Origin of the sequence: Actinomycetospora succinea, from assembly GCF_004363095.1 — a bacterium.
Lineage (GTDB): Bacteria > Actinomycetota > Actinomycetes > Mycobacteriales > Pseudonocardiaceae > Actinomycetospora > Actinomycetospora succinea.
Window position 1 is genome coordinate 741,728 of sequence record NZ_SNYO01000001.1, and the last position, 19,198, is coordinate 760,925.

24 protein-coding genes are annotated in these 19,198 nt (G+C 74.0%); 14 read left to right on the top strand and 10 right to left on the bottom strand.

What is annotated here, in order from left to right; all coding sequences use genetic code 11:
- Window positions 1-122 precede the first annotated feature (122 nt).
- The 10 genes from EV188_RS03495 to EV188_RS32155 are packed head-to-tail and all read left to right on the top strand — an operon-like array spanning window position 123 to window position 7,382.
- Window positions 123-419 carry a hypothetical protein gene (locus EV188_RS03495; RefSeq protein WP_133824798.1) on the top strand — a complete coding sequence of 99 codons (297 nt, stop codon included), beginning with the start codon at window positions 123-125 and terminating at the stop codon, window positions 417-419.
- A complete protein-coding gene (locus EV188_RS03500; protein WP_133824799.1) occupies window positions 416-880 on the top strand; it encodes a hypothetical protein in 465 nt (154 codons plus the stop codon). The genes EV188_RS03495 and EV188_RS03500 overlap by 4 nt, the downstream gene beginning before the upstream one ends.
- Window positions 877-1,059, top strand: coding sequence for a hypothetical protein (locus EV188_RS03505; RefSeq protein ID WP_133824800.1), 183 nt, complete (start codon window positions 877-879; stop codon window positions 1,057-1,059). Before EV188_RS03500 ends, EV188_RS03505 begins: the two co-directional genes overlap by 4 nt.
- Window positions 1,056-2,519 carry an APC family permease gene (locus EV188_RS03510; protein ID WP_133824801.1) on the top strand — a complete coding sequence of 488 codons (1,464 nt, stop codon included), beginning with the start codon at window positions 1,056-1,058 and terminating at the stop codon, window positions 2,517-2,519. Before EV188_RS03505 ends, EV188_RS03510 begins: the two co-directional genes overlap by 4 nt.
- 1 nt (window position 2,520) lies before the next feature.
- Window positions 2,521-3,198, top strand: coding sequence for a hypothetical protein (locus EV188_RS03515; RefSeq protein WP_133824802.1), 678 nt, complete (start codon window positions 2,521-2,523; stop codon window positions 3,196-3,198).
- Entirely contained in the window at window positions 3,198-3,473 is a 276-nt protein-coding gene (locus EV188_RS03520) for a hypothetical protein (protein WP_133824803.1), read from the top strand. The genes EV188_RS03515 and EV188_RS03520 overlap by 1 nt, the downstream gene beginning before the upstream one ends.
- 54 nt (window positions 3,474-3,527) lie before the next feature.
- The gene (locus tag EV188_RS03525; RefSeq protein ID WP_133824804.1) at window positions 3,528-4,421 is read left to right on the top strand and encodes a class II glutamine amidotransferase domain-containing protein; all 894 of its coding nucleotides are present in this window, start codon (window positions 3,528-3,530) and stop codon (window positions 4,419-4,421) included.
- Window positions 4,409-5,125, top strand: coding sequence for a glutamate synthase (locus tag EV188_RS03530; protein WP_133824805.1), 717 nt, complete (start codon window positions 4,409-4,411; stop codon window positions 5,123-5,125). Before EV188_RS03525 ends, EV188_RS03530 begins: the two co-directional genes overlap by 13 nt.
- A 15-nt stretch (window positions 5,126-5,140) precedes the next feature.
- On the top strand, window positions 5,141-6,463 hold the full coding sequence (locus EV188_RS03535) for an FMN-binding glutamate synthase family protein (protein ID WP_133824806.1): 1,323 nt from the start codon (window positions 5,141-5,143) through the stop codon (window positions 6,461-6,463).
- A gap of 22 nt (window positions 6,464-6,485) precedes the next feature.
- A complete protein-coding gene (locus EV188_RS32155) occupies window positions 6,486-7,382 on the top strand; it encodes an SRPBCC family protein (protein WP_243741448.1) in 897 nt (298 codons plus the stop codon).
- Here EV188_RS32155 and EV188_RS03545 read toward each other — a convergent pair whose 3' ends face one another.
- The 8 genes from EV188_RS03545 to EV188_RS03580 are packed head-to-tail and all read right to left on the bottom strand — an operon-like array spanning window position 7,383 to window position 16,271.
- On the bottom strand, window positions 7,383-8,195 hold the full coding sequence (locus EV188_RS03545) for an alpha/beta fold hydrolase (protein ID WP_133824807.1): 813 nt from the start codon (window positions 8,193-8,195) through the stop codon (window positions 7,383-7,385).
- A 5-nt stretch (window positions 8,196-8,200) separates the two neighbouring features.
- Window positions 8,201-9,532, bottom strand: a complete 1,332-nt coding sequence (locus EV188_RS03550) for an enoyl-CoA hydratase/isomerase family protein (protein WP_133824808.1) — start codon at window positions 9,530-9,532, stop codon at window positions 8,201-8,203.
- Window positions 9,529-10,014, bottom strand: coding sequence for a (2Fe-2S)-binding protein (locus EV188_RS03555; protein WP_133824809.1), 486 nt, complete (start codon window positions 10,012-10,014; stop codon window positions 9,529-9,531). Before EV188_RS03555 ends, EV188_RS03550 begins: the two co-directional genes overlap by 4 nt.
- Window positions 10,011-10,847 (bottom strand): FAD binding domain-containing protein, encoded by an 837-nt coding sequence (locus EV188_RS03560; protein ID WP_133824810.1) that lies wholly within the window; start codon window positions 10,845-10,847, stop codon window positions 10,011-10,013. The genes EV188_RS03555 and EV188_RS03560 overlap by 4 nt, the downstream gene beginning before the upstream one ends.
- The gene (locus EV188_RS03565; protein WP_133824811.1) at window positions 10,844-13,183 is read right to left on the bottom strand and encodes a xanthine dehydrogenase family protein molybdopterin-binding subunit; all 2,340 of its coding nucleotides are present in this window, start codon (window positions 13,181-13,183) and stop codon (window positions 10,844-10,846) included. The genes EV188_RS03560 and EV188_RS03565 overlap by 4 nt, the downstream gene beginning before the upstream one ends.
- 8 nt (window positions 13,184-13,191) lie before the next feature.
- On the bottom strand, window positions 13,192-13,956 hold the full coding sequence (locus tag EV188_RS03570; RefSeq protein ID WP_133824812.1) for an SDR family NAD(P)-dependent oxidoreductase: 765 nt from the start codon (window positions 13,954-13,956) through the stop codon (window positions 13,192-13,194).
- Between the two features lie 9 nt (window positions 13,957-13,965).
- Entirely contained in the window at window positions 13,966-14,757 is a 792-nt protein-coding gene (locus EV188_RS03575; protein ID WP_133824813.1) for an MBL fold metallo-hydrolase, read from the bottom strand.
- The gene (locus EV188_RS03580; protein ID WP_133824814.1) at window positions 14,754-16,271 is read right to left on the bottom strand and encodes a class I adenylate-forming enzyme family protein; all 1,518 of its coding nucleotides are present in this window, start codon (window positions 16,269-16,271) and stop codon (window positions 14,754-14,756) included. Before EV188_RS03580 ends, EV188_RS03575 begins: the two co-directional genes overlap by 4 nt.
- Window positions 16,272-16,365: 94 nt before the next feature.
- On the opposite strand from EV188_RS03580, the gene EV188_RS03585 reads away from it, so the two are divergent.
- Entirely contained in the window at window positions 16,366-16,956 is a 591-nt protein-coding gene (locus tag EV188_RS03585; RefSeq protein WP_133824815.1) for a TetR/AcrR family transcriptional regulator, read from the top strand.
- Here the strand turns inward: EV188_RS03585 and EV188_RS03590 are convergent.
- Window positions 16,953-17,360 carry a DoxX family protein gene (locus tag EV188_RS03590; RefSeq protein ID WP_133824816.1) on the bottom strand — a complete coding sequence of 136 codons (408 nt, stop codon included), beginning with the start codon at window positions 17,358-17,360 and terminating at the stop codon, window positions 16,953-16,955. The genes EV188_RS03585 and EV188_RS03590 overlap by 4 nt on opposite strands.
- Entirely contained in the window at window positions 17,357-17,785 is a 429-nt protein-coding gene (locus tag EV188_RS03595) for a MarR family winged helix-turn-helix transcriptional regulator (protein ID WP_133824817.1), read from the bottom strand. Before EV188_RS03595 ends, EV188_RS03590 begins: the two co-directional genes overlap by 4 nt.
- A gap of 74 nt (window positions 17,786-17,859) precedes the next feature.
- Between EV188_RS03595 and EV188_RS03600 the strand changes: the two genes are divergently transcribed.
- The 3 genes from EV188_RS03600 to EV188_RS03610 are packed head-to-tail and all read left to right on the top strand — an operon-like array spanning window position 17,860 to window position 19,191.
- Window positions 17,860-18,510, top strand: a complete 651-nt coding sequence (locus EV188_RS03600) for a DJ-1/PfpI family protein (RefSeq protein ID WP_133824818.1) — start codon at window positions 17,860-17,862, stop codon at window positions 18,508-18,510.
- The gene (locus EV188_RS03605) at window positions 18,507-18,962 is read left to right on the top strand and encodes a hypothetical protein (RefSeq protein WP_133824819.1); all 456 of its coding nucleotides are present in this window, start codon (window positions 18,507-18,509) and stop codon (window positions 18,960-18,962) included. Before EV188_RS03600 ends, EV188_RS03605 begins: the two co-directional genes overlap by 4 nt.
- A 46-nt stretch (window positions 18,963-19,008) precedes the next feature.
- Window positions 19,009-19,191, top strand: a complete 183-nt coding sequence (locus EV188_RS03610; RefSeq protein ID WP_133824820.1) for a hypothetical protein — start codon at window positions 19,009-19,011, stop codon at window positions 19,189-19,191.
- Window positions 19,192-19,198 lie beyond the last annotated feature (7 nt).

Consider the following 19,198-nt stretch of genomic DNA (forward strand, 5'->3'; position numbering starts at 1 on the left):
CGTGGGCCACCTACTCTCCCTCCGTCCATGGTCTTCACTCCGGACCAAAGCACGGACCAGCGCCCGCACGACGTCGTCGGATCGCTTCGTGACGCCGGTGCGCCGCGCACGGAGGCATGCCGATGAAGAGCCTCGACGAACGGATCGCGGTGCTGCTGCACCGTGACCGTCTGCTCGCCCTGGGGGCGACCGTCGCGATGTGGGTGGTCCTCGTGTTCGTCCTCGTCGCGGCCGCCCCGACCGTCCCGAGCACCGGGCTGTTCGTGGTGCTCGCGGCGGCGCTGGTCGCCCTCGGCGCCCTGAACACCGCGTCGGCGGCGGCCCTGATCCGCCGCTACCGGCTGGCCAGCGACCAGGTCTACCGCCCGGACATCGAGAACCTCGACGCCCAGCGGGCCGCCCGTGAGGGCACGTCGTGACCGCCGAGGGCGGCGGGCCCGCCGCGCCCCGTCAGGCCTACGAGCCCCCCAAGCAGTCGGTGGGCGGACAGCTCCTGGACGCCGTCGTCGTGCTCGCCCTGATCTTCGTGACGCTGTTCGCCACGACCTACATCACCAGCGCCGAGGACCAGGCGACCACCGAGGCCCGGCCCCTGGCCGAGCAGCCGTTGACGCCCGGCGAGCGCACCCAGTACCAGAAGATGATCGACGCGGGGGTCGCGGACGAGCCGACGCTCGCCGCGGGCGTCGAGGCGAACCAGCCCTCCGACGACAAGTACGAGATCGACGTCCTCGCGCTGATCGGCACGATCGTGCTGCTGGGGCTGTACCTCGGCTTCGTCTACCGCACGTCGTTCCGCGAGTACCGCGAGGTCATCGAGGAGCGCTTCGGCCCCGCCGAGGCGGCCGACCCGACCGAGACCCCCGGGAGGCAGCGATGAGTGCCGTGGCCGTGGTGGAGCTGATCGCGTGGGTGCTCAGCGCGATCATCGCGATCTGGCTGGTGTCCGACCTGCTGCGGATCGGACGGCAGCACGACGAGTCCTCGCTGGTCAACGTCCCGGATCCGTTCGAGGACCCGCCGGCGACCGGTGACGGCGCCGGGGTGAGGTCGGCATGAGCGCCACCGAGGACGCCCCGACCCCGGTCGCCGCGACGGGGTCCGGCGACGGGCCGGGCACCGACCGCCCCGCCCTGCGCAAGGTGCTCGCCCCGATGCACATCTGGGCGCTCGGCGTCGGCATCGTGCTCGTCGGCGAGTTCATGGGCTGGAACTTCGCCGTCGAGAAGGGCGGCATGTACGGCGCGCTGGTCGCCTGCTGGGTGGTCGGCCTGCTCTACACGTGCATCGTCATGATCAACTCCGAGGTCACCTCGGCGATCCCGGCGGCCGGCGGGCAGTACGCGCAGGCCAAGCACACGGTCGGGCCGCTCATGGCGTTCAACGTGGGCCTGTACCTGACGCTCGCCTACACGATGCTCGAGGCCGCCAACGCCAACGTCATGAGCGCGCTCCTCACCGCGCTGTCCGGGCTGCTCGGCAGCGAGCAGGAGCTCTCGCCCTACCCGTTCGCGATCCTCGCGATCCTGGCGCTGGCCTTCCTCAACTACCGCGGGGTGTTCGCGTCGCTGACGCTCAACCTCGTGATCACGGCGTTCGCCTTCGCGACGATCCTGGTGCTGTTCGTGGGACTGCAGGGGTGGTCGCCGTCGGCAGAGCTCGACCTCGCGGGCCTCGCGGGCGACGTGACGAACGCGCTGCCGTACGGCTGGATCGGCGTCATCGCGGCCTTCCAGTTCGGCATGTGGTTCTACCTCGGGATCGAGGGCACCGCCCAGGCCGCCGAGGAGTGCCGCTCCGCCCCGCGGTCGGTACCCCTGGGCAGCCTCGCCGGGATCATGACGCTGATCATCGCGGCGTCGCTGACCTGGTACGTCTGCGCCGGCACCCTGCCCTGGCACTACCTGGGCACGGCCATCACACCGCTGTTCGACGCCGCGCTCGTGTCGGGTCAGGGCGTGCTGGTGGTGCTGCTCCTGCTGGGCACGCTGTGCGCGACGCTCGCCTCGGCGAACGGCTGCATCAACGACGCCTCGCGGGCCTGGTTCTCGATGGGGCGCGACCGCTACCTGCCGGAATGGTTCGGCGCGGTGCACCCGCGGTACCACACGCCGTTCCGGGCGATCGTGTTCCTCGTCCCGGTGGCGATCGCGTTCGCGCTGCTCCCGGTGGTGCTCGACGAGCCGACGCTGCTCTCGACGGTGATCACGTTCTCGATCCTGTCCGGGCTGCTGATGTACAGCTTCATGGGGCCGAGCTTCATGCGGTTCCGCAAGCTGTGGCCGCTCGGCACGATCGCGCGGGCCTACACCCTGCCGCTGCACCCGGCACCGGCGATCGCGCTGCTGGCCCTGTCGGCCGTGGTCTTCTTCGCGACGTTCCTCGGGTACGGCGTCGCGCTGCTCTCGATCCTGGCGTTCTACCTGCTCGCCTCGATCTGGTTCGTGCTGCGGCGCTACAAGTACGTCCGCCGGGGCGCCCAGTTCACCGCGGACCTGCCGCGGCCGCAGGGGTACTGAGATGACGACCCTCGTGGTCCTGGCCCTCGTGGCGGCGGGCGTCGTCGTGCTCGTCGTGCTCCACCGCCGGGCACGGGCCGCGGCCGCCACGGAGCGGTGGGCGCTGTTCGCCGACGTGCTGCCCCTGCTCGACGACGCGCGCCTGACCGGCGAGCGCGGTGACCACCCCGTGCTCACCGGTCGGCTGGACGGGCGCCCCGTGACGATGCGGGTGATCGTGGACGCGGTCGCGCTGCGCAAGCTGCCGGTGCTGTGGGTGGAGGTCGTCGTCCACCGGCCGCTCGCCGTGCCGGGCACGCTCAACGTCCTGCTCCGGCCGCTGGGCACCGAGTTCTTCTCGCCCGACTCCGGCTTCACCCACGAGCTGGAGCCGCCCGCCGGCGTGCCCCGCCCGGTCCGCGTGTCCTGCGCGGGTCCGGGGCGGGCGCCGTCGCCGGACGTCCTGGCGCCCGCCGTCGAGCTGCTCGCCGACCGGGACACCAAGGAGCTCGGCGTGGGCCGGGGCGGGCTGCGGGTGGTCCTGCGGGTCGCCGAGGCCGAGCAGGCGAGCTACCGCTCCACCCGGCGGGCGGTGTTCGACCGCCCGCGCCTGCGTCCCGACGCGCTGACCCGCGCGGTCGCGGTGCTCGAGCAGGTCGGCGACCGCGCCCAGGGTGCCGTCGTGGAGGTGACGTCCTGATGCGCGTCCGCCCGTGGATGGTCCTGCTGGTCGCCGTCGTGCTGCCGGGCTGCGGCCACGTCCTCCTGCGCATGCCGGTGCGCGGCCTGATGTTCGCGTTCTACACGCTGCTGCTCGGCGTGATCACCTGGAACCTGACGACGCCCGACACCTCGCTGGTCGGTCGCCTGGCCGGCGGGCTGTTCGTCTACGCGGTGAGCCTGTTCGACGCCTACACCTGGGCGGTGCGCCGGGAGCACGCGACATCGGTCGACGTCTCCCCGCAGGCAAACTAGTTTCATGTGAATAGGTCGACCCGGTCCTCTCCCGACGTAGGAAGGCTGAGTCCCATGTGCGGCATCATCGGTCTGCACCTCCGCGATCCCGAGCTCCACCCGATGCTCGGCTCGCTCCTCGACGACATGCTCTGCGGTGTCTCCGAACGCGGGCCCGACTCGGTGGGGGTCGCGGTCTACGGCGACGAGCAGCGCAACCCGCCCGGCCAGAGCGCCGTGTCGGTGCTGCACGCGCCCGGTGACCTCGACGTGGCCGTGGGAGCCCTGCTGCCGAACCGGCCGTCCGTCACGGCCACGCGCACCGGCGACACCACGGTGCTGGCGGCGCCGGTGGCGGCGGAGGCGCTGACGGCCGCGGTCGCCGCGGCGGCCCCCGACGCGCTGGTGGTCGGGCGGGGCGACGACCTCGTCGTCTACAAGGGCGTCGGGCACCCGTCGGACCTCGCCGTCACCTACGGGCTGCGCGAGGTCACCGGCTGGCAGGGGCTCGCGCACACGCGCATGGCCACCGAGTCCGCGATCATCCCCGAGGGCTGCCACCCCTACTCGGTCGGCCCGAACCAGTGCCTGGTCCACAACGGGTCGTTCTCCAACCACGCCACGGTGCGCCGCGACCTCCAGCGCGCGGGCGTCAGCTTCGACTCCGAGAACGACTCCGAGGTCGGCGCCCGGTTCGTGGCCGCGTGCCTCGCCGAGGGCGACGACCTCGAGAAGGCGCTGCTGCGGCTGGGCGAGACCTTCGACGGCTTCTACACCCTGCTCGTCACCAGCGAGGAGGGGTTCGCCGTGGTCCGCGACGAGATCGCCTGCAAGCCGGCCGTGATCGCCGAGCACCCGCGGTGGGTGGCGATGGCCTCGGAGTTCCGGGCGCTCGCCGACCTCCCGGGCATCGGTGAGGCCCGCGTCTGGGAGCCCGACCCCGGAAAGGTCTACACATGGCAGCGCTGAGCCGGTCGGAGGCGGAGGAGCGGGCGCCGAGCCCGGTCACCGTCGATCTGCGGGAGTCGGGGGTCCGGGCGCTCAACGCGGAGCTGCACGCGCCGACCGCGGCGGCGTACGAGGTGCTCAACCCGCTGGGCGCGCACTCCATCGGCGCCGGCATCGCCCACGAGATCGACGTGCACGTCCGCGGGAACGCGGGCTACTTCTGCGCCGGGATGAACCAGCGCGGGCGGGTCGTCGTCGACGGCTCGGCGGGCAACGGCGTCGCGGAGAACATGATGTCGGGGTCGGTGCGCGTGCGCGGGGACGCGTCGCAGGCGGCCGGGGCGACGGGTCGCGGCGGGCTGCTGGTCATCGAGGGGCGCGCGTCGATGCGCTGCGGCATCTCGATGAAGGGGATCGACATCGTCGTCGGCGGGGACATCGGCGCGATGGGCGCGTTCATGGCCCAGGCCGGGCGCCTGGTGGTGTGCGGTGACGTCGGTGACGGGCTCGGCGACTCGATCTACGAGGCGCGGATCTACGTGCGCGGCACCGTCGGGACGCTGGGCGCGGACTGCGTCGAGAAGGAGATGCGCGACGAGCACCGCGCCGAGCTCGCGGAGCTGCTCGCGGCGGCCGGCCTCGACCACTCCGTCGACGAGTTCCGCCGCTACGGCTCGGGTCGGACGCTGTACCACTTCACCAGCGAGCACAGCGCCAGTTATTGAGGGGATAGCTACTCGATGAAGGATCCCTCGGAGCGGGGGCTGCGGGAGTCGGCGACGTTCGACCGCGCGAGCATCGCCGCGATCCAGCACGCCGCGCGCACCGGCGTCTACGACATCCGCGGGTGGGGCGCCAAGCGCGCCGTCCCGCACTTCGACGACCTGCTGTTCCTGGGGGCGTCGATGTCGCGCTACCCGCTGGAGGGCTACCGCGAGCGCTGCGACACCGACGTGGTGCTGGGCAACCGGCACGCGACGCGGCCGCTGCACCTCGACATCCCGGTGACGATCGCGGGGATGAGCTTCGGGGCGCTGTCGGCGCAGGCCAAGGAGGCGCTGGGGCGCGGGGCGTCGGAGGTCGGGACCTCCACGACCACCGGCGACGGCGGGATGACCGACGAGGAGCGCGGCGAGTCGAAGACGCTGGTCTACCAGCTGCTCCCCAGCCGCTACGGGATGAACCCCGACCACCTGCGGGCCGCGGACGCGATCGAGGTCGTGCTCGGGCAGGGCGCGAAGCCCGGCGGCGGCGGGATGCTGCTCGGCCAGAAGATCTCCGACCGGGTCGCCGAGATGCGCACCCTCCCGCCCGGGATCGACCAGCGCTCTGCGTGCCGCCACCCCGACTGGACCGGCCCCGACGACCTCGCCATCAAGATCGGTGAACTGCGCGAGATCACCGACTGGGAGAAGCCGGTCTACGTCAAGGTCGGCGCCACCCGCACCTACTACGACGTCAAGCTCGCCGTCGCCGCGGGCGCCGACGTCGTCGTGGTCGACGGGATGCAGGGCGGCACCGCGGCCACCCAGGAGGTGTTCATCGAGCACGTCGGCATCCCCACCCTCGCCGCCATCCCCCAGGCGGTGCAGGCGCTGCAGGAGCTCGGGGTGCACCGCAAGGTCCAGCTCATCGTCTCCGGGGGCATCCGCACCGGCGCCGACGTCGCCAAGGCCATGGCCCTGGGCGCCGACGCGGTCGCGATCGGTACCGCGGCGCTGGTCGCGCTGGGGGACAACGACCCGCAGTACGCCGAGGAGTACGAGGCCATCGGGTCGGCGGCCGGGTACTACGACGACTTCCAGGACGGGCGCGACCCGGCCGGGATCACCACCCAGGACCCCGAGCTCTCCGCCCGCCTCGACCCGGTCGAGGGCGGCCGGCGGGTGGCGAACTACCTGCGGGTGCTGACCATGGAGGCGCAGACCCTGGCGCGGGCCTGCGGGAAGGCGCATGTCCTGCACCTCGAGCCCGAGGACCTCGTCGCCCTCACCATCGAGGCCGCCGCCATGGCCCGCGTGCCGCTGGCGGGCACGAACTGGATCCCGGGGCAGGGGTTCTGAGCGAGGGCCTACCGTGCGGGGCGTGAGCCAGCCCTCCAGCGACCCCGTGATGACGCACATCGGCGCGGCGGGCGAGCTGTCCCGCGCCGGCGACGTGGACGGGGCGCGGGCCGCGTTCGCCAAGCTGTGGCGCGCCGCCGTCGCGGAGGACGACGCCTTCCACCGCTGCGTGGTCGCGCACTTCGCCGCCGACGCCGAGCCCGACGTCGAGCAGGAGCTGGCGTGGGACCTCCGGGCGCTGGAGGCCGCCGACGAGGTCACCGACGAGCGGCTGGCGGCGTTCCACGCGGGGCTCACCGTCGCGAGCTTCTACCCGTCGCTGCTGCTCGGCCTCGCCGACGACTACCGGCGGGTCGGCGACGACGCCCGGGCCCGCGAGCACCTCGCCCGCGGGCAGGAGGTGCTGGGCGTGCTCGGCGACGACCCGTACGGCGAGACCGTCCGCGGGGTCGCCGAGCGCCTCGCGGCCCTGTACGAGGCGCCGAAGGTCGTCACGGCCGCGCGGGTGATCGGCGCACCGGCGTCGACGGTGTTCGAGCTGATCGCCGACCCGGCCCGCCAGCCCGCCTGGGACGGCAACGCCAACCTCGCCGAGGCGGCCGGCGGCCAGCGTGTCCGCGCCGTCGGCGACGTCTTCGTCATGCGGCTGACCATGGGCGAGGAGCGCGAGAACCACGTCGTCGCGTTCGAGGAGGGCCGCCTGCTCGCCTGGACGCCGTCCGACCCCGGCCGCACGCCGCCGCCCGGGCACCTCTGGCGCTGGGAGCTCCAGCCGCTGAGCGGTGACCGGACCGCGGTCCGCCACACCTACGACTGGACGGGTCTCGTGGACGAGCACCGCTTCGAGCGCGCGCGCAACACCACCACCGAGCGCCTGATGGGCTCGCTCGACCGGCTCGCGGCCGCCGCGGAGACGTGATCAGGCGAGCAGGTCCTCGACGAGCCGGTTGAACACGTCGGGCAGCTCGAGGTTGGTGAGGTGCCCGGTGCGGGGGAGCACCGCCAGCCCGGCGTCGGGCAGCGTCGCGGCGAGCATGAGGTTCGCGTCGAGGGCGTCGCGGTCGGTGTCGCCGACGACGAGCAGGATCGGCACGGCCAGGGTCGCGAGCTCGTCGCGCAGGGCGTAGAGCGAGGGGCGCGACGCCTGGACGCCGCGCATCGTCAGCGCCGCGCCGACCGGGTCGTGCTCGGCGAGGACCCGCAGGTGCTCGTCGTGGGCGGCGGGGTCGCGGTCCCGCAGGGGCCGGCGGGAGGGACGGTTGCCGTAGTCGGCGGCGACGGCGGCGCTGCCCTCGCGCTCGTAGGCGTCGGCGAGGGCGAGCGCGTCGGCGCGGAAGGCCTCGGTGTGGTCGGGGTGCGCGCCGTAGCCGCAGCCCGCGACCACGAGGGCGACGCAGCGGTCGGGGTGGCGCAGCCCGAGGTGCAGGGTCGCGAACCCGCCCATCGAGTTCCCGACGACGACGGCGCGGTCGATCCCGAGGCCGTCGAGCACCGCCACGGCGTCGGCGACGGCGTGGTCCTGCGAGTACGCCGCGGGGTCGGTCGGGACGGCCGAGGGCGGGTAGCCGCGCGCGTCGTAGGTGACGCAGCGCCGGCGGGCGGCGAAGTGCGCGACCTGCGGCGCCCAAGAGCGGTGGTCGCCGCCGAACTCGTGGACGAAGAGGATCGGGGGCTTGCCGTCGTCGGGCCCGTGCACCTGCACCGCGAGCTCGACCCCGTCGGGGGTGAGCACGGCCGTCACTTCACCCCGCCGCGGCGCTTCGGGTCCCACGCCAGTTCGAGGTTGCGGATGATCGCCGGCGAGTACATGCAGCGAGCCTGCCCGATGGCGAGGTTGGCCATGTAGTGGCGGAAGGTCTCGAGCGGTTCGACGCCGACGCGCATCTGGGTGCGGTTGGCGTTCACGCCCACCGGCCCGGTCGCGGTCAGGGCGTCGACGGCGTCGTCGATCGCGGCCTGTATCCCGGCCTCGTCGACGGCGAGGTCGTCGACGATCAGGCGCCCCTCGGGGGAGTCGACGTAGATGTCGCGGTTGAAGAAGATCCCCTGCCGGGCGACCTTCTCCCCGACGAACCGGGGCAGGCGCATGTTCCCGCAGCCGGGCAGGAAGCCCTCGCGGCGCGCCGGGAGGTTGACGTAGGCGCCGGAGCGGGCGATCACCCGGTCCATGACCAGCAGGAACTGGCAGCCACCGCCGATCGCGAACGAGTCGACCGCGGCGATCCACGGCTTCTCGTGGCGCCGCTCGACGATGCTGACCTCGCCGGAGCCCAGGGAGTGCCCGCGGTACCACTTGGTGATCAGGCCGAGCTCGCGCTCGACGAAGAACTCGATCAGCGAGACCTCGCCGTGGTAGAGCCGGGTGAGGTTGACCCCGGTGTCGAAGACGCGGCGGCCGGCGTAGCGGGGGTGCTCCGCCTCGGCGCCGCGCAGCACGCCGACCTCGATCTGCTCGTCGAGCAGCACCAGGTCGGTGGCGGTCTCCATCGCGGCGGTCGACTCGTCGTCCTCGGCGTTGAGGTACTTCTGGTGGGCGATCGTCAGGTGGCCGACCGGGCCGTGCCGCTCGAGGCGGCAGGTGCCGAGGTCGACCCGGCCGGTCCGCCGGAACTCGCCCAGCAGGTCGAGGGCCTCGCGGCGCGGCTGCGCCATGGCGTGCAGGAGGTGGTGACCGGTGCGCGGGTCGTCGAGGACGCGGGACAGGAAGATGCCCTGGTCGACCTCCCACCCCTCCTTGTCCTTCTGCGCGTGCCGGCGCTCGGCGGCGATCCGCTCGCGGGTCGGGGTCAGGCCCGGCACGAGGTCGGCGGCGGCGTAGGTGAGCTCGGCGGCGCGCAGCGTCCGGGTGCCACCCTCGGTGAGGGCGTCGTAGACCGCCCCGAGGTGCTGGTCGAGGAAGCGCTCGCGCGCGGCCCGGCCCCGCTCGAGGACCGCCGTGGCCTGCTCCTGCTGCTCCGGGCCCCGGACGGGACGGGCCGGGAGCTGCGCGAGCTCGTCGTCGAGCGCGCCGAGGTGCTCCGAGAGCAGCGCGGCGTCCCGGTCGAAGACCGTGGCGGTGGTGGTGGTCATGACGCCTCCTCCGGCCGGGCGCGCCGGTGCGCGGCGGCGTCGGCGACGGCGTCGACGATGCCCAGGTAGCCGGTGCAGCGGCAGATGTTCCCCGACATCTCGGCGCGGATCGTGGCGCGGTCGGGGTCGGGCTCGGTGTCCAGCAGGTGGGCGGCGGTCATGAGCATCCCGGGGGTGCAGGCGCCGCACTGCAGGCCGTGGCAGCGCGAGAACGCCTCCTGCAGCGGGTGCAGGGTGCCGTCGTCGTCGGCGAGGCCCTCGACCGTGTCGACGGAGCCGCCGTCGGCCTGCACGGCGAGCATCAGGCACGCGCGGGCCGGGAGGCCGTCGACGATCACCGTGCAGGCGCCGCACACCCCGTGCTCGCAGCCGACGTGGGTGCCGGTGAGGCCGAGGTCCTCGCGCAGGGCGTCGGACAACGTGCGGCGGGGCTCGACGTCGACGCGGTGCCGCTCGCCGTTGACCGTGAGGGTGATCTTCATGCGGGCTCCCGGACGGTGGTGGTGAGCTGCTCGAGCGCCCGGGCGGTCATCTGCTCGGTGAGCGCGCGGCGGTAGCGGGCGCTGCCGTGGAGGTCGTCGGCCGGGTCGACGTCGTCGGCGGCGGCCGCGGCGAGGATGGCGACGCGGTCCTCGGAGATCTCCCCGTCGACGGTGGCGAGGTCGCCGGCGTCGACGAGGTGAGGCACGCCGGCGACGCCGCCGACGACCACGCGCAGCCGGTCGCCGAAGCGGGCGGCGGCGACCGAGACGACGGCGAAGTCGCCGTGGCGGCGGGCGAACTCGGCGAAGCCCCAGGCGTCGGGCACCGGCAGCTCGACCCCGGTGATCATCTCGGTGTCCTCGAGGGCGCTCTGCAGCGCGCCGACGAACAGGTCGTCGGCGCCGATCCGGCGCGTGCCGGACGGCCCGGCGACGTGCACCGCGCCGTCGCAGGCCCGCAGCACCGCGGGCAGCTCGGCGGCCGGGTCGGCGTGCGCGAGGCTGCCGGCCAGCGTGCCGCGGCTGCGGATGGCGGTGTGCCCGATCCAGCGGGCGGCCTCGGCGGCGAGCGGGTGCAGGGCCTGGCCGGCGAGCGCGAGGTGGCGGACCAGCGCGCCCGCGTGCAGCACCCCGTCGCGCAGCTCGAGGCCGTCGAGGCCGGGGACGCGGTCGACGTCGACGATCACGTCGGGCCGCGCCAGGCGCAGCGCGAGGACCGGGACCAGGCTCTGGCCGCCGGCGAGGATCTTCCCCTCGCCGCCGGCGGCCGCCAGCGCCGCCACGGCGTCGTCGACGCTCGTCGCGCGGTGGTAGGAGAACGGAGGGCACTTCACGGGTTCACCAGCTCCCAGACCCGGGCGGGGGTGACGGGCAGGTCGTCGACCTCGACGCCGAGGGCGTCGGCGAGCGCCCCGGCCACCACGGCGTTCGGCGCGAGCGTGCCGCCCTCGCCGACGCCGCGGACGCCCGTCGGGTTCTTCCCCGGGGTGCTCACGTGGCCGATCCGCAGCTCGGGGATCTCCCCGGCCGTGGGCATGAGGTAGTCGAGCAGGGTGCCGGTCGAGAGGTTGCCGTCCTCGTCGTAGACCAGGTGCTCGTACATCGCGCCGCCGATGCCCTGCGCGATCGAGCCGGCGATCTGCCCGTCGACGATCACGGGGTGGACGATCCGGCCGGCGTCCTCGACGCACACCCAGTCGAGGATGCCGATCTCGCCGGTGGCCGGGTCGAACTCGAGCGCGGCGATCTGGGCGCCCGCGGCGAACGCCCCGCGGATCGGGTCGTAGAACTTCGTCCCCTCGAGACCCGGCTCGAAGCCCTCGGGCAGGCGGTCGGACTGCAGGTAGGCGACCCGCGCGACCTCGGCCAGCGAGATGATCGGCTTCTCCTGCCCGGCCATGTAGACCTCCCCGCCGCGAAGGTCGAGGTCCTCGACGGGCGCCTCCTTGAGCGCCGCGGCGAGGGCGAGCGCCCGGCCGCGCACGTGCTCGCCCGCGAGGTGGGCGGCGCCGCCGCTGATCACGGCCTGGCGCGAGGAGAAGGCGCCGAAGCCCCACAACGACTCGTCGGTGTCGCCGTAGCGTACCTCGACGTCGCCGTAGTCGACCCCGAGGGCGTCGGCGACGACCTGCGCCATCGTCGTCTCGAGGCCCTGGCCCTGGGAGGTCACGCCGGAGAACACGGTGACCGCGCCGTCGGGGTTGATCCGCACGGTGCACGCGTCGTGGCCGGTCCGGAACGCCATGCGGGGCCCGGCGGACGCGGCGCGGCCCAGACCGGTGAGCTCGTTGTAGACACCGACGCCGATGCCGATCGGGCGCCCGCCCTCCGTGCGTCGCCGTGACTGCTCGGCCCGCCAGCGGTCGAGGTCGAACGTCGCGACCGCCTTGTCCAGGCAGGCCTCGTAGGCGCCGGAGTCGTCGACCAACCGGGACGGCATCTTGTACGGGATGTCGGCGGGGAGGATGAGGTTGCGGCGGCGCAGGGCGATCGGGTCCAACCCGAGCGCGCGGGCGCCGGAGTCCATCAGCGCCTCCATCGCGAACACCGTCGAGGGGCGCGCGACGCCGCGGTACGGGCCGGACGGGCTGGTGTTGGTGGCGACGCCGCGCACGGTGCACTCGTAGTCCGTGAGCTTGTAGGGGCCGGTGAGCAGGCCGCCGGCCATGAGCGGCTCGATGCCCGCGGTCCACGGGTAGACGGAGTACGCGCCGGTGTTGCACCAGACGTCGGCCTTCACCGCGAGCAGCTCCCCGTCGGCGGCGAAGCCCGCGCGCAGCACGTAGCGGTGGTCGCGGGCGTGGGTGGCCGCGAGCAGATGCTCGACCCGGTCCTCGACCCACTTCAGCGGCGTGCCGGGCATCGCCATGGCCATGAGGCACAGGGCGACGTCCTCGGGGTAGAGCACGGCCTTCACCCCGAACCCGCCGCCGACGTCGGGGGCGATGACGCGGATGTTGCCCTCGGGCAGGTCGAGCAGCTCCGCGAGCTGGGTCCGCACGATCCAGGGCACTTGGGTGCCCGACCAGAACGTCAGCTTCCGATCGGCCGCCTCGTACCGGGCGACCCCGGCGCGGCACTCGATGGGGTTGCCGCCGTGGCGGTTGGTGGTCAGCTCCCGGTCGACGACGACGGCCGCCCCGTCGAGCGCGGCGTCGACGTCGCCCGCGCGGAAGGTTCGGGAGAGCAGGACGTTGTCGGGCGCTTCCTCGTGCACCGGGTGCTCCGGCTCCGCCCACGCGCAGACCGTCGGGGTCAGCGGCTCGTAGTCGACGACCACGGCCTCGGCGCCGTCCTCGGCGAGGTAGCGGTCGTCGGCGACGACGGCGGCGACGGCCTCCCCGGCGAAGCGGACCTTTCCCCGGGCGAGCGGCGGCTGGTCGGTCTCGACGTAGCCGGGCAGGCCGGACTGCGCGCGCAGCGCGACCGGCGCGATCGCCGGGTGCTCGCCGGTGAAGACCGCGGACACGCCCTCGACCTCGAGCGCCCCGGCGGTGTCGACCCCGGTGATCCGTCCGTGCGCGACGGGGCTGCGCACGAAGGCGACGTGCCGCATCCGCGGCAGGGCGAGGTCGGACACGAAGCGCCCGCGCCCGGTGAGCAGGCGCGCGTCCTCCTTGCGGCGCACGGGGGTGCCGCTGGCGGGGGCGTGCTCGTCGGTAGGAGTCATGTCACCGGTCACGGCATCGCGAAGCCGCCGTTGACCGACACGACCTGGCCGGTGGTCCACGACGAGCAGGGGGAGGCGAGCAGCAGGATCGTCGGCGTGACGTCCTCCGGGCGTCCGAGGCGCCGCAGCGGGTACAGCGCGGTGATCTTCTTCAGGCGCTCGTCGTCGGTGCCGCCGGCGTGGTCGGAGAACCGGTCGGTCTGCACCAGGCCGATCGACACGGCGTTCGCGCGGATGCCGTGGCGGGCGAGCTCCTTGGCCAGCGACTTCGTCAGCCCGAGCGTCGAGCTGCGGGCGGTCGCGGTGACGGTGAGGCCCGACTCGCCCACCCGTCCCGAGTCGCCCATGAGCGAGACGATCGCGCCGCCGCCGTGCTCGGCCATGCGTCGCGCGACGGCGTGCGAGATGCGCACGGTGCCGGTCACCGTCACGTCGATCTCGGCGGCGAACTCGTCGGCGGAGCGCTCGAGGAAGCGGCCGCGGCTGGTGACCGCGGCGTTGTTAACGAGTACGCCGATCGGCCCGAGCTCCGACTCGACGGCCGTGACCGCGCGGGCGACCGCCTCGTCGTCGCGGGTGTCGACAGCGACCGCGATCGCCTTGACGCCGGCGGCGCGCGCGGCCTCGGCGGCCTCCTCGGCGCCCGCGGACGAGGTGTTGTAGCCGAAGGCCACCTGGGCGCCCTCGGCGGCGAAGGCCTCGCCGATCGCGCGGCCGAGGCCCTGACCGGCGCCCGTGACGAGCACGGTGGTGCCGGCGAGCTGCAGATCCATGCGTTCTCCCTAGACGGCGACGAACCGGCGCGTCTCGCCGAACGTGACGATCCGGCCCCACGCGAGACCGGGCAGGTGGGCGGGCACGACGAGGTCGTCGGTGTCGGCGACCTCGTCGGCGAGGCGGCGGCGCATCGCCTGCGCGGCGAGGGGGTCGACGTCGAAGGTGGCCTGCCAGTCCGGCTCCTCGAGCTCCACCACGGAGTGCGCGACGTCCCCGATCAGCAGGGCGCGCTGCCCGCGGCCGGAGACGACGTAGGTGGTCGAGCCCGGCGTGTGGCCCGGTGTGGGGCGGGCGTCGAGGCCGGGGACGACGGTGTGCTCGGCGTCGAAGGTCTCGAGGCGCTCGCGCAGCGGCGCGAGCTTGCGCACCGCGCCGGGGTCGGCGTCGGCCGCCTCGACGAAGTGCACCCAGTCGGCCTCGTGCACGCGGTAGGTGGCGCGGTCGAAGACCACCTCGCCCCTGCTCGTGGCCCAGCCGACGTGGTCGAAGTGCAGGTGGGTGAACACGACGTCGGTGACCTGGTCGGGCGTGACGCCGAGCGCGGCGAGGGCGTCGAGGAAGCCGCCGCCGGCGTAGTGGTCGTTGCGGATGCGGCCGACCCCGGCGTCGACGAGGACCACGCGGTCGCCGGTGCGCACGAGGAAGCCGCCGAGGGTCAGCTCGAGGTTCCCGTCGGCGTCGAGGTGCTCGGGGTGACAGGCCCACCGGTCGTCGCCGGGGGCGGTGAGCACCTCGCGCGCCTGCTCCCGCCCGGTCCCGTCGATCACCGGGAGGATCTCGAGGTCGCCGACCTTCACGCCGTCACCTCGTCCAGCTGTCGCACCAGCTCGAAGCGCTTGATCTTCCCGGAGCCGGTGCGCGGGATGACGTCGACGACCCGGAAGTCCGCCGGCACCTTGAACCACGTGAGCCGCTCCCGGCAGTGCGCCGCGAGCGCGTCGAGGTCGGCGTCGCCGACGACGAAGGCCACCGGTTCCTCGCCCAGGTCGGGGTGCGCGCGGCCGACGACGGCGGCGTCGGCCACCCCGTTCGCGGTCAGGAGCACGTTCTCGATCTCGGCGGGGTAGATGTTCTCGCCGCCGCGGATGATCATCTCCTTGGTGCGCCCGCTGATCGTGAGGTAGCCGTGGGCGTCGGCGCGGGCGAGGTCGCCGGTGCGGTACCAGCCGTCGACGAGCACGCTCGCCGTCTGCTCGGGCCGGCCCCAGTAGCCGCGCATGACGTTCGGGCCGCGCACCCACAGCTCGCCCTCGCCGCCGGGCGGCGCGTCGGTGCCCGTCGCGGGATCGACGAGGCGGACCGCGAGACCGGGCAGCGGCAGCCCGCACGATCCGTAGGGCCGCGCGCCGTGCGGCCAGTTCATGGTGACCATCGTCGAGGTCTCGGTGATCCCGTAGCCGTCGAGCAGCTGGACCCCGAACGCCTGCTCGAACGCCTCGTCGACGGCCGCGGGCAGGATCGCGCCCGCCGAGATCGCCAGGCGCAGGCGGTGGGCCGGGGGCCGGTCGCCGGCGGCCTGGAGCAGGTAGGAGAAGCCGGTGGGGACGCCGGGCAGGACGGTGTAGCGCTGCTCGCCGCCGAGCATCTCCAGGATCCGGGTGGGGGAGAAGCGGGGCAGGATGCGCTCGCCCGCCCCGGTCGCGACCACGCCGAGCACGCACAGGTCCAGCGCATAGGAGTGGAACAGCGGCAGCGCCGAGAGCACGACGTCGTCCGAGCCGAGGCCGACGATCGGCGCCCAGCACGCCGCGACCACCCACAGGCAGCTGCGCAGGCTCAGTTCCACGCCCTTGGGTCGCCCGGTGGTGCCCGACGTGTAGAGCATGAACGCGGTGACATCCAGGTCGGCGGGGTCGGGCGCGGCGACCGGGGGCTCGGTGGCGATCAGGTCGGCGTAGGACGACCAGCCCGGTCGGCTGCCGCCGGCGAGCACCACGGAGGCGCCGGTGCCCTCGACCAGGCCGGCGTGGGCCTCGTCGGTGACCACGACGCGGGCGCCGGAGTCGGCGAGCATGTACTCGAGCTCCGCCGGCGCGGCGTCCGGGTTGAGGCACACCGCGACCGCGCCGGCCCGGGGGACCGCGAGGTAGGTCTCGGCCACCTCGACCGCGTTCCCCATCACCATCGCGACGCGGTCGCCGGGACCCACATCGAGCGCGGCGAGGTGCCCGGCGAGCCTGCGGGTGGTCGTCGCGAGCTCCGACCACGTCACCGCGCGCACGTCGTCGGCGAACGCGACGTCCCCGGGCCGCGCGGCGGCGTGGGCGTCGAGCAGCTCGTGGACGGGTCGGATCACCTCGGTACGCAGCACCGCGCCTCCTGGGCTGATGAACGCTCGTTAGTCGACCGTAGCGAGCGTCGTCGCCGCCACACAAGGCTCACTAACGCTCGTTCGTCGTGGCACGATGTCCCGCGTGAGCACGCGGCTGGCGCTGAACCCGGAGGTCGTCCTCGACGCCGCCCTCACCCTCTTCGCGGAGCGCGGCTACCACGGCACGGCGCTCAGCGAGATCGCCGAGGCCCTGCAGGTCCGGACCCCCAGCCTCTACAACCACATGGGCTCGAAGCACGACCTGCTGCGCACGATCGTCGACCGCACCACCGCCGCGGTGCTCGCCGACTTCCACCGGGTCGTCGACCCCGCCGATCCGCCCGCCGAGCAGCTCCGGAAGGCCGCGCGGGTCTACGTGCACCGCCACGCCACGCACCGCCGCGAGGCGCTGGTGGTCAACCGCGACACCGGCAGCCTCGCCGAGCCCGCCTTCGGCGAGATGCAGGCCCGCCGCCGCGAGCACGAGCACGCGCTGCGCGCCGTCATCGCCGACGGCGTCGCGGCCGGCGCGTTCCACGTCGAGTCCCCGGCGCTCGCGTCCTTCGCGATCCGGGAGATGTGCGTGAGCGTCGCGCGGTGGTTCTCCCCGCAGGGGGCGCTGACCGCCGACGCCGTGGCCGACCAGTACAGCGGGTTCGCGCTCCGGATCGTCGGCGCTCCCTAGCTCGCGACGCGCCGCCGCTCGCGCAGCCACGCCCACGCGCCGGTGCACCACAGCGCCCACACGACGAGCAGCGGCTGGAACAGCAGGCGCACGCCACGGGCCGTGTCGGTGTCCAGGCCGAACGCCGACCGTCCCTCCACGAACTGCGCGACGTTGCCCGGGAAGATCGCGACGAAGAACGCCGCCACGACCAGCCCGACGACGGCGCGCCGGCGCACCAGCACGAGCAGGGCCAGGCCGAGCACGATCTCCACCACGCCCGACACGACGACCACCGCGTCGGCGTCGGCGGGGAACCACGACGGCACCTGGGCGCGGAACGCCTCGCGGGCGACGGTGAGGTGGGTCGTGCCGGCCGCGAGCAGGAAGAGCCCGAGCAGGACGCGCGCGACGGTGCGGATCATGGGTCCTCGCGGAACAGGGTGGACAGCGCCTCGGTCAGCGTGCCGTACGTCGCGTCGTCCAGCCGGGCGCGCAGGCGCTCGTCGATGCCGGTGATGATGTCCGTCCCGACCCGCCGCAGGCGCGCGCCCTCCGTCGTGACGTGCAGCTCGGCGGTGCGCCCGCGGCCCGGGTCGGTGTCGCGGGCGACGGCGCCGCGCGCCTCGAGGGCGGCGAGCGTGGACTGCATGCTCTGCGGCGTCACCCCGGCGCGGCGGGCCAGCTCGCTGTAGGAGAGGCCGGGGTGCGGGGCGAGGTGGCCGAGCGCCGACAGGTGGCGCATCGCGATGCCCTCGTCCTTGAGCGCGCCCTCGACCTCCTCGCGCACCCGGCGCCCGAGCGCCATCAGCAGGAAGGCGGCACTGGCGGGCCGCGGCCCGGTGCTCATGGCGACACCTCCTCGCGTGGGGTTACAGTCCCACTGTAAGAAGTTACAGACAGACTGAAACCAAGGAGGCGGACGTGCACGTGCAGATCGTGCTGTTCGACGGCTTCGATCCCCTCGACGTCCTGGGGCCGTACGAGGTCTTCCACGCCGGCGGCGGCTTCTCGGGCGGTGCGGTGACCGTCGAGCTCGTCAGCGCCGAGGGGCCGTGCGAGGTGCCGAGCGGCATCCCCGCGGTGTCGCTGACCGCGACCGCGGTGCTCGACCCCGCCCTCGCCGACCTCGTGGTCGTGCCCGGCGCGGCGGGCTCGCTGTCGCTGGACCCCACGGTGGAGGGGAGCGTGGCGTCGCTGCTCGGGCGCGCGGGGTCGGGCCCGCTGGCCCCGGCGCTGCGCACGGCCGTGGAGCGCGCGGAGACCGTCGTCGCGACCGTCTGCGGCGGGTCGCTGATCATCGCCCACGCCGGGCTCGCCGACGACCGGCCGCTGGTCACCCACGGCCGCGGCGAGGACCTCGCCGGCACCGCCGCGCGCCCGGTGGCGGCGCGGGTCGTCGACGACGGCGACCTGGTCAGCGCCGGCAACGTCACGTCCGGCATCGACATGGCGCTCTACCTGCTCGAGCGCGAGGTCGGCCCGCAGGTCGCCCACGCCGTGGAGGGCGTCATGCGCCACGAGCGGCGGGGCACGGTGTGGCGTCCGGTCGGGGTCGCCGCGGGCGCCCCGTGAACGCGGTCCTGCTCGCGGTCCACGTCCTCGCGGCGATCGTGGCGATCGGCCCGGTCTGCGTCGCGGCGAGCATGTTCCCGCCCGAGGCGCGCCAGGCGCTGAACGACGACCCCGGGGCGGCGTCCCGGCTCCCGGTGCTCGCGCGGATCTGCCGGACCTACGCGGTCGTCGGCGTCGCCGTCCCGGTGTTCGGGCTGGCCACCGCGGCGTCGATGGGCGTGCTCATGGAGGGGTGGGTGCTCGTGTCGATCGTGCTCACGCTCGCGGCGGCGGGGGTGCTGGCGGGCGTGGTCCTGCCGCGCCAGCGGGCGCTGCTGGAGGGCGTCGGCCCGCGCGACGTGCTCGTCGCGTCGACGGGCCGGCTCGCCGCCGCCACCGGCGTGTTCAACCTGCTCTGGGCCGTGGTGGCGGTGCTGATGATCGTGCGCCCGGGCTCGACGACGGGAGTGTGAGCGGGTCCCAGCCGTATCGCTCGACCGGAGGGCTCGTTATCTCTCCGTGACCAGACACGAGCGATCGGCGTCGCCCGGCTTGGCCCGCCACGTCGCCGTGGCGGTCGGCATCTTCCTGTTCGCCCTGCTCGTCGTGACGGGCACGGAGCTGGTCATCGGCCACCCACTCTCCGGCGGCTCGGCAGGCGAGACCTCGATGGGCGCCCTGTTCGTGACGCCCGACGACTGACCTCTCC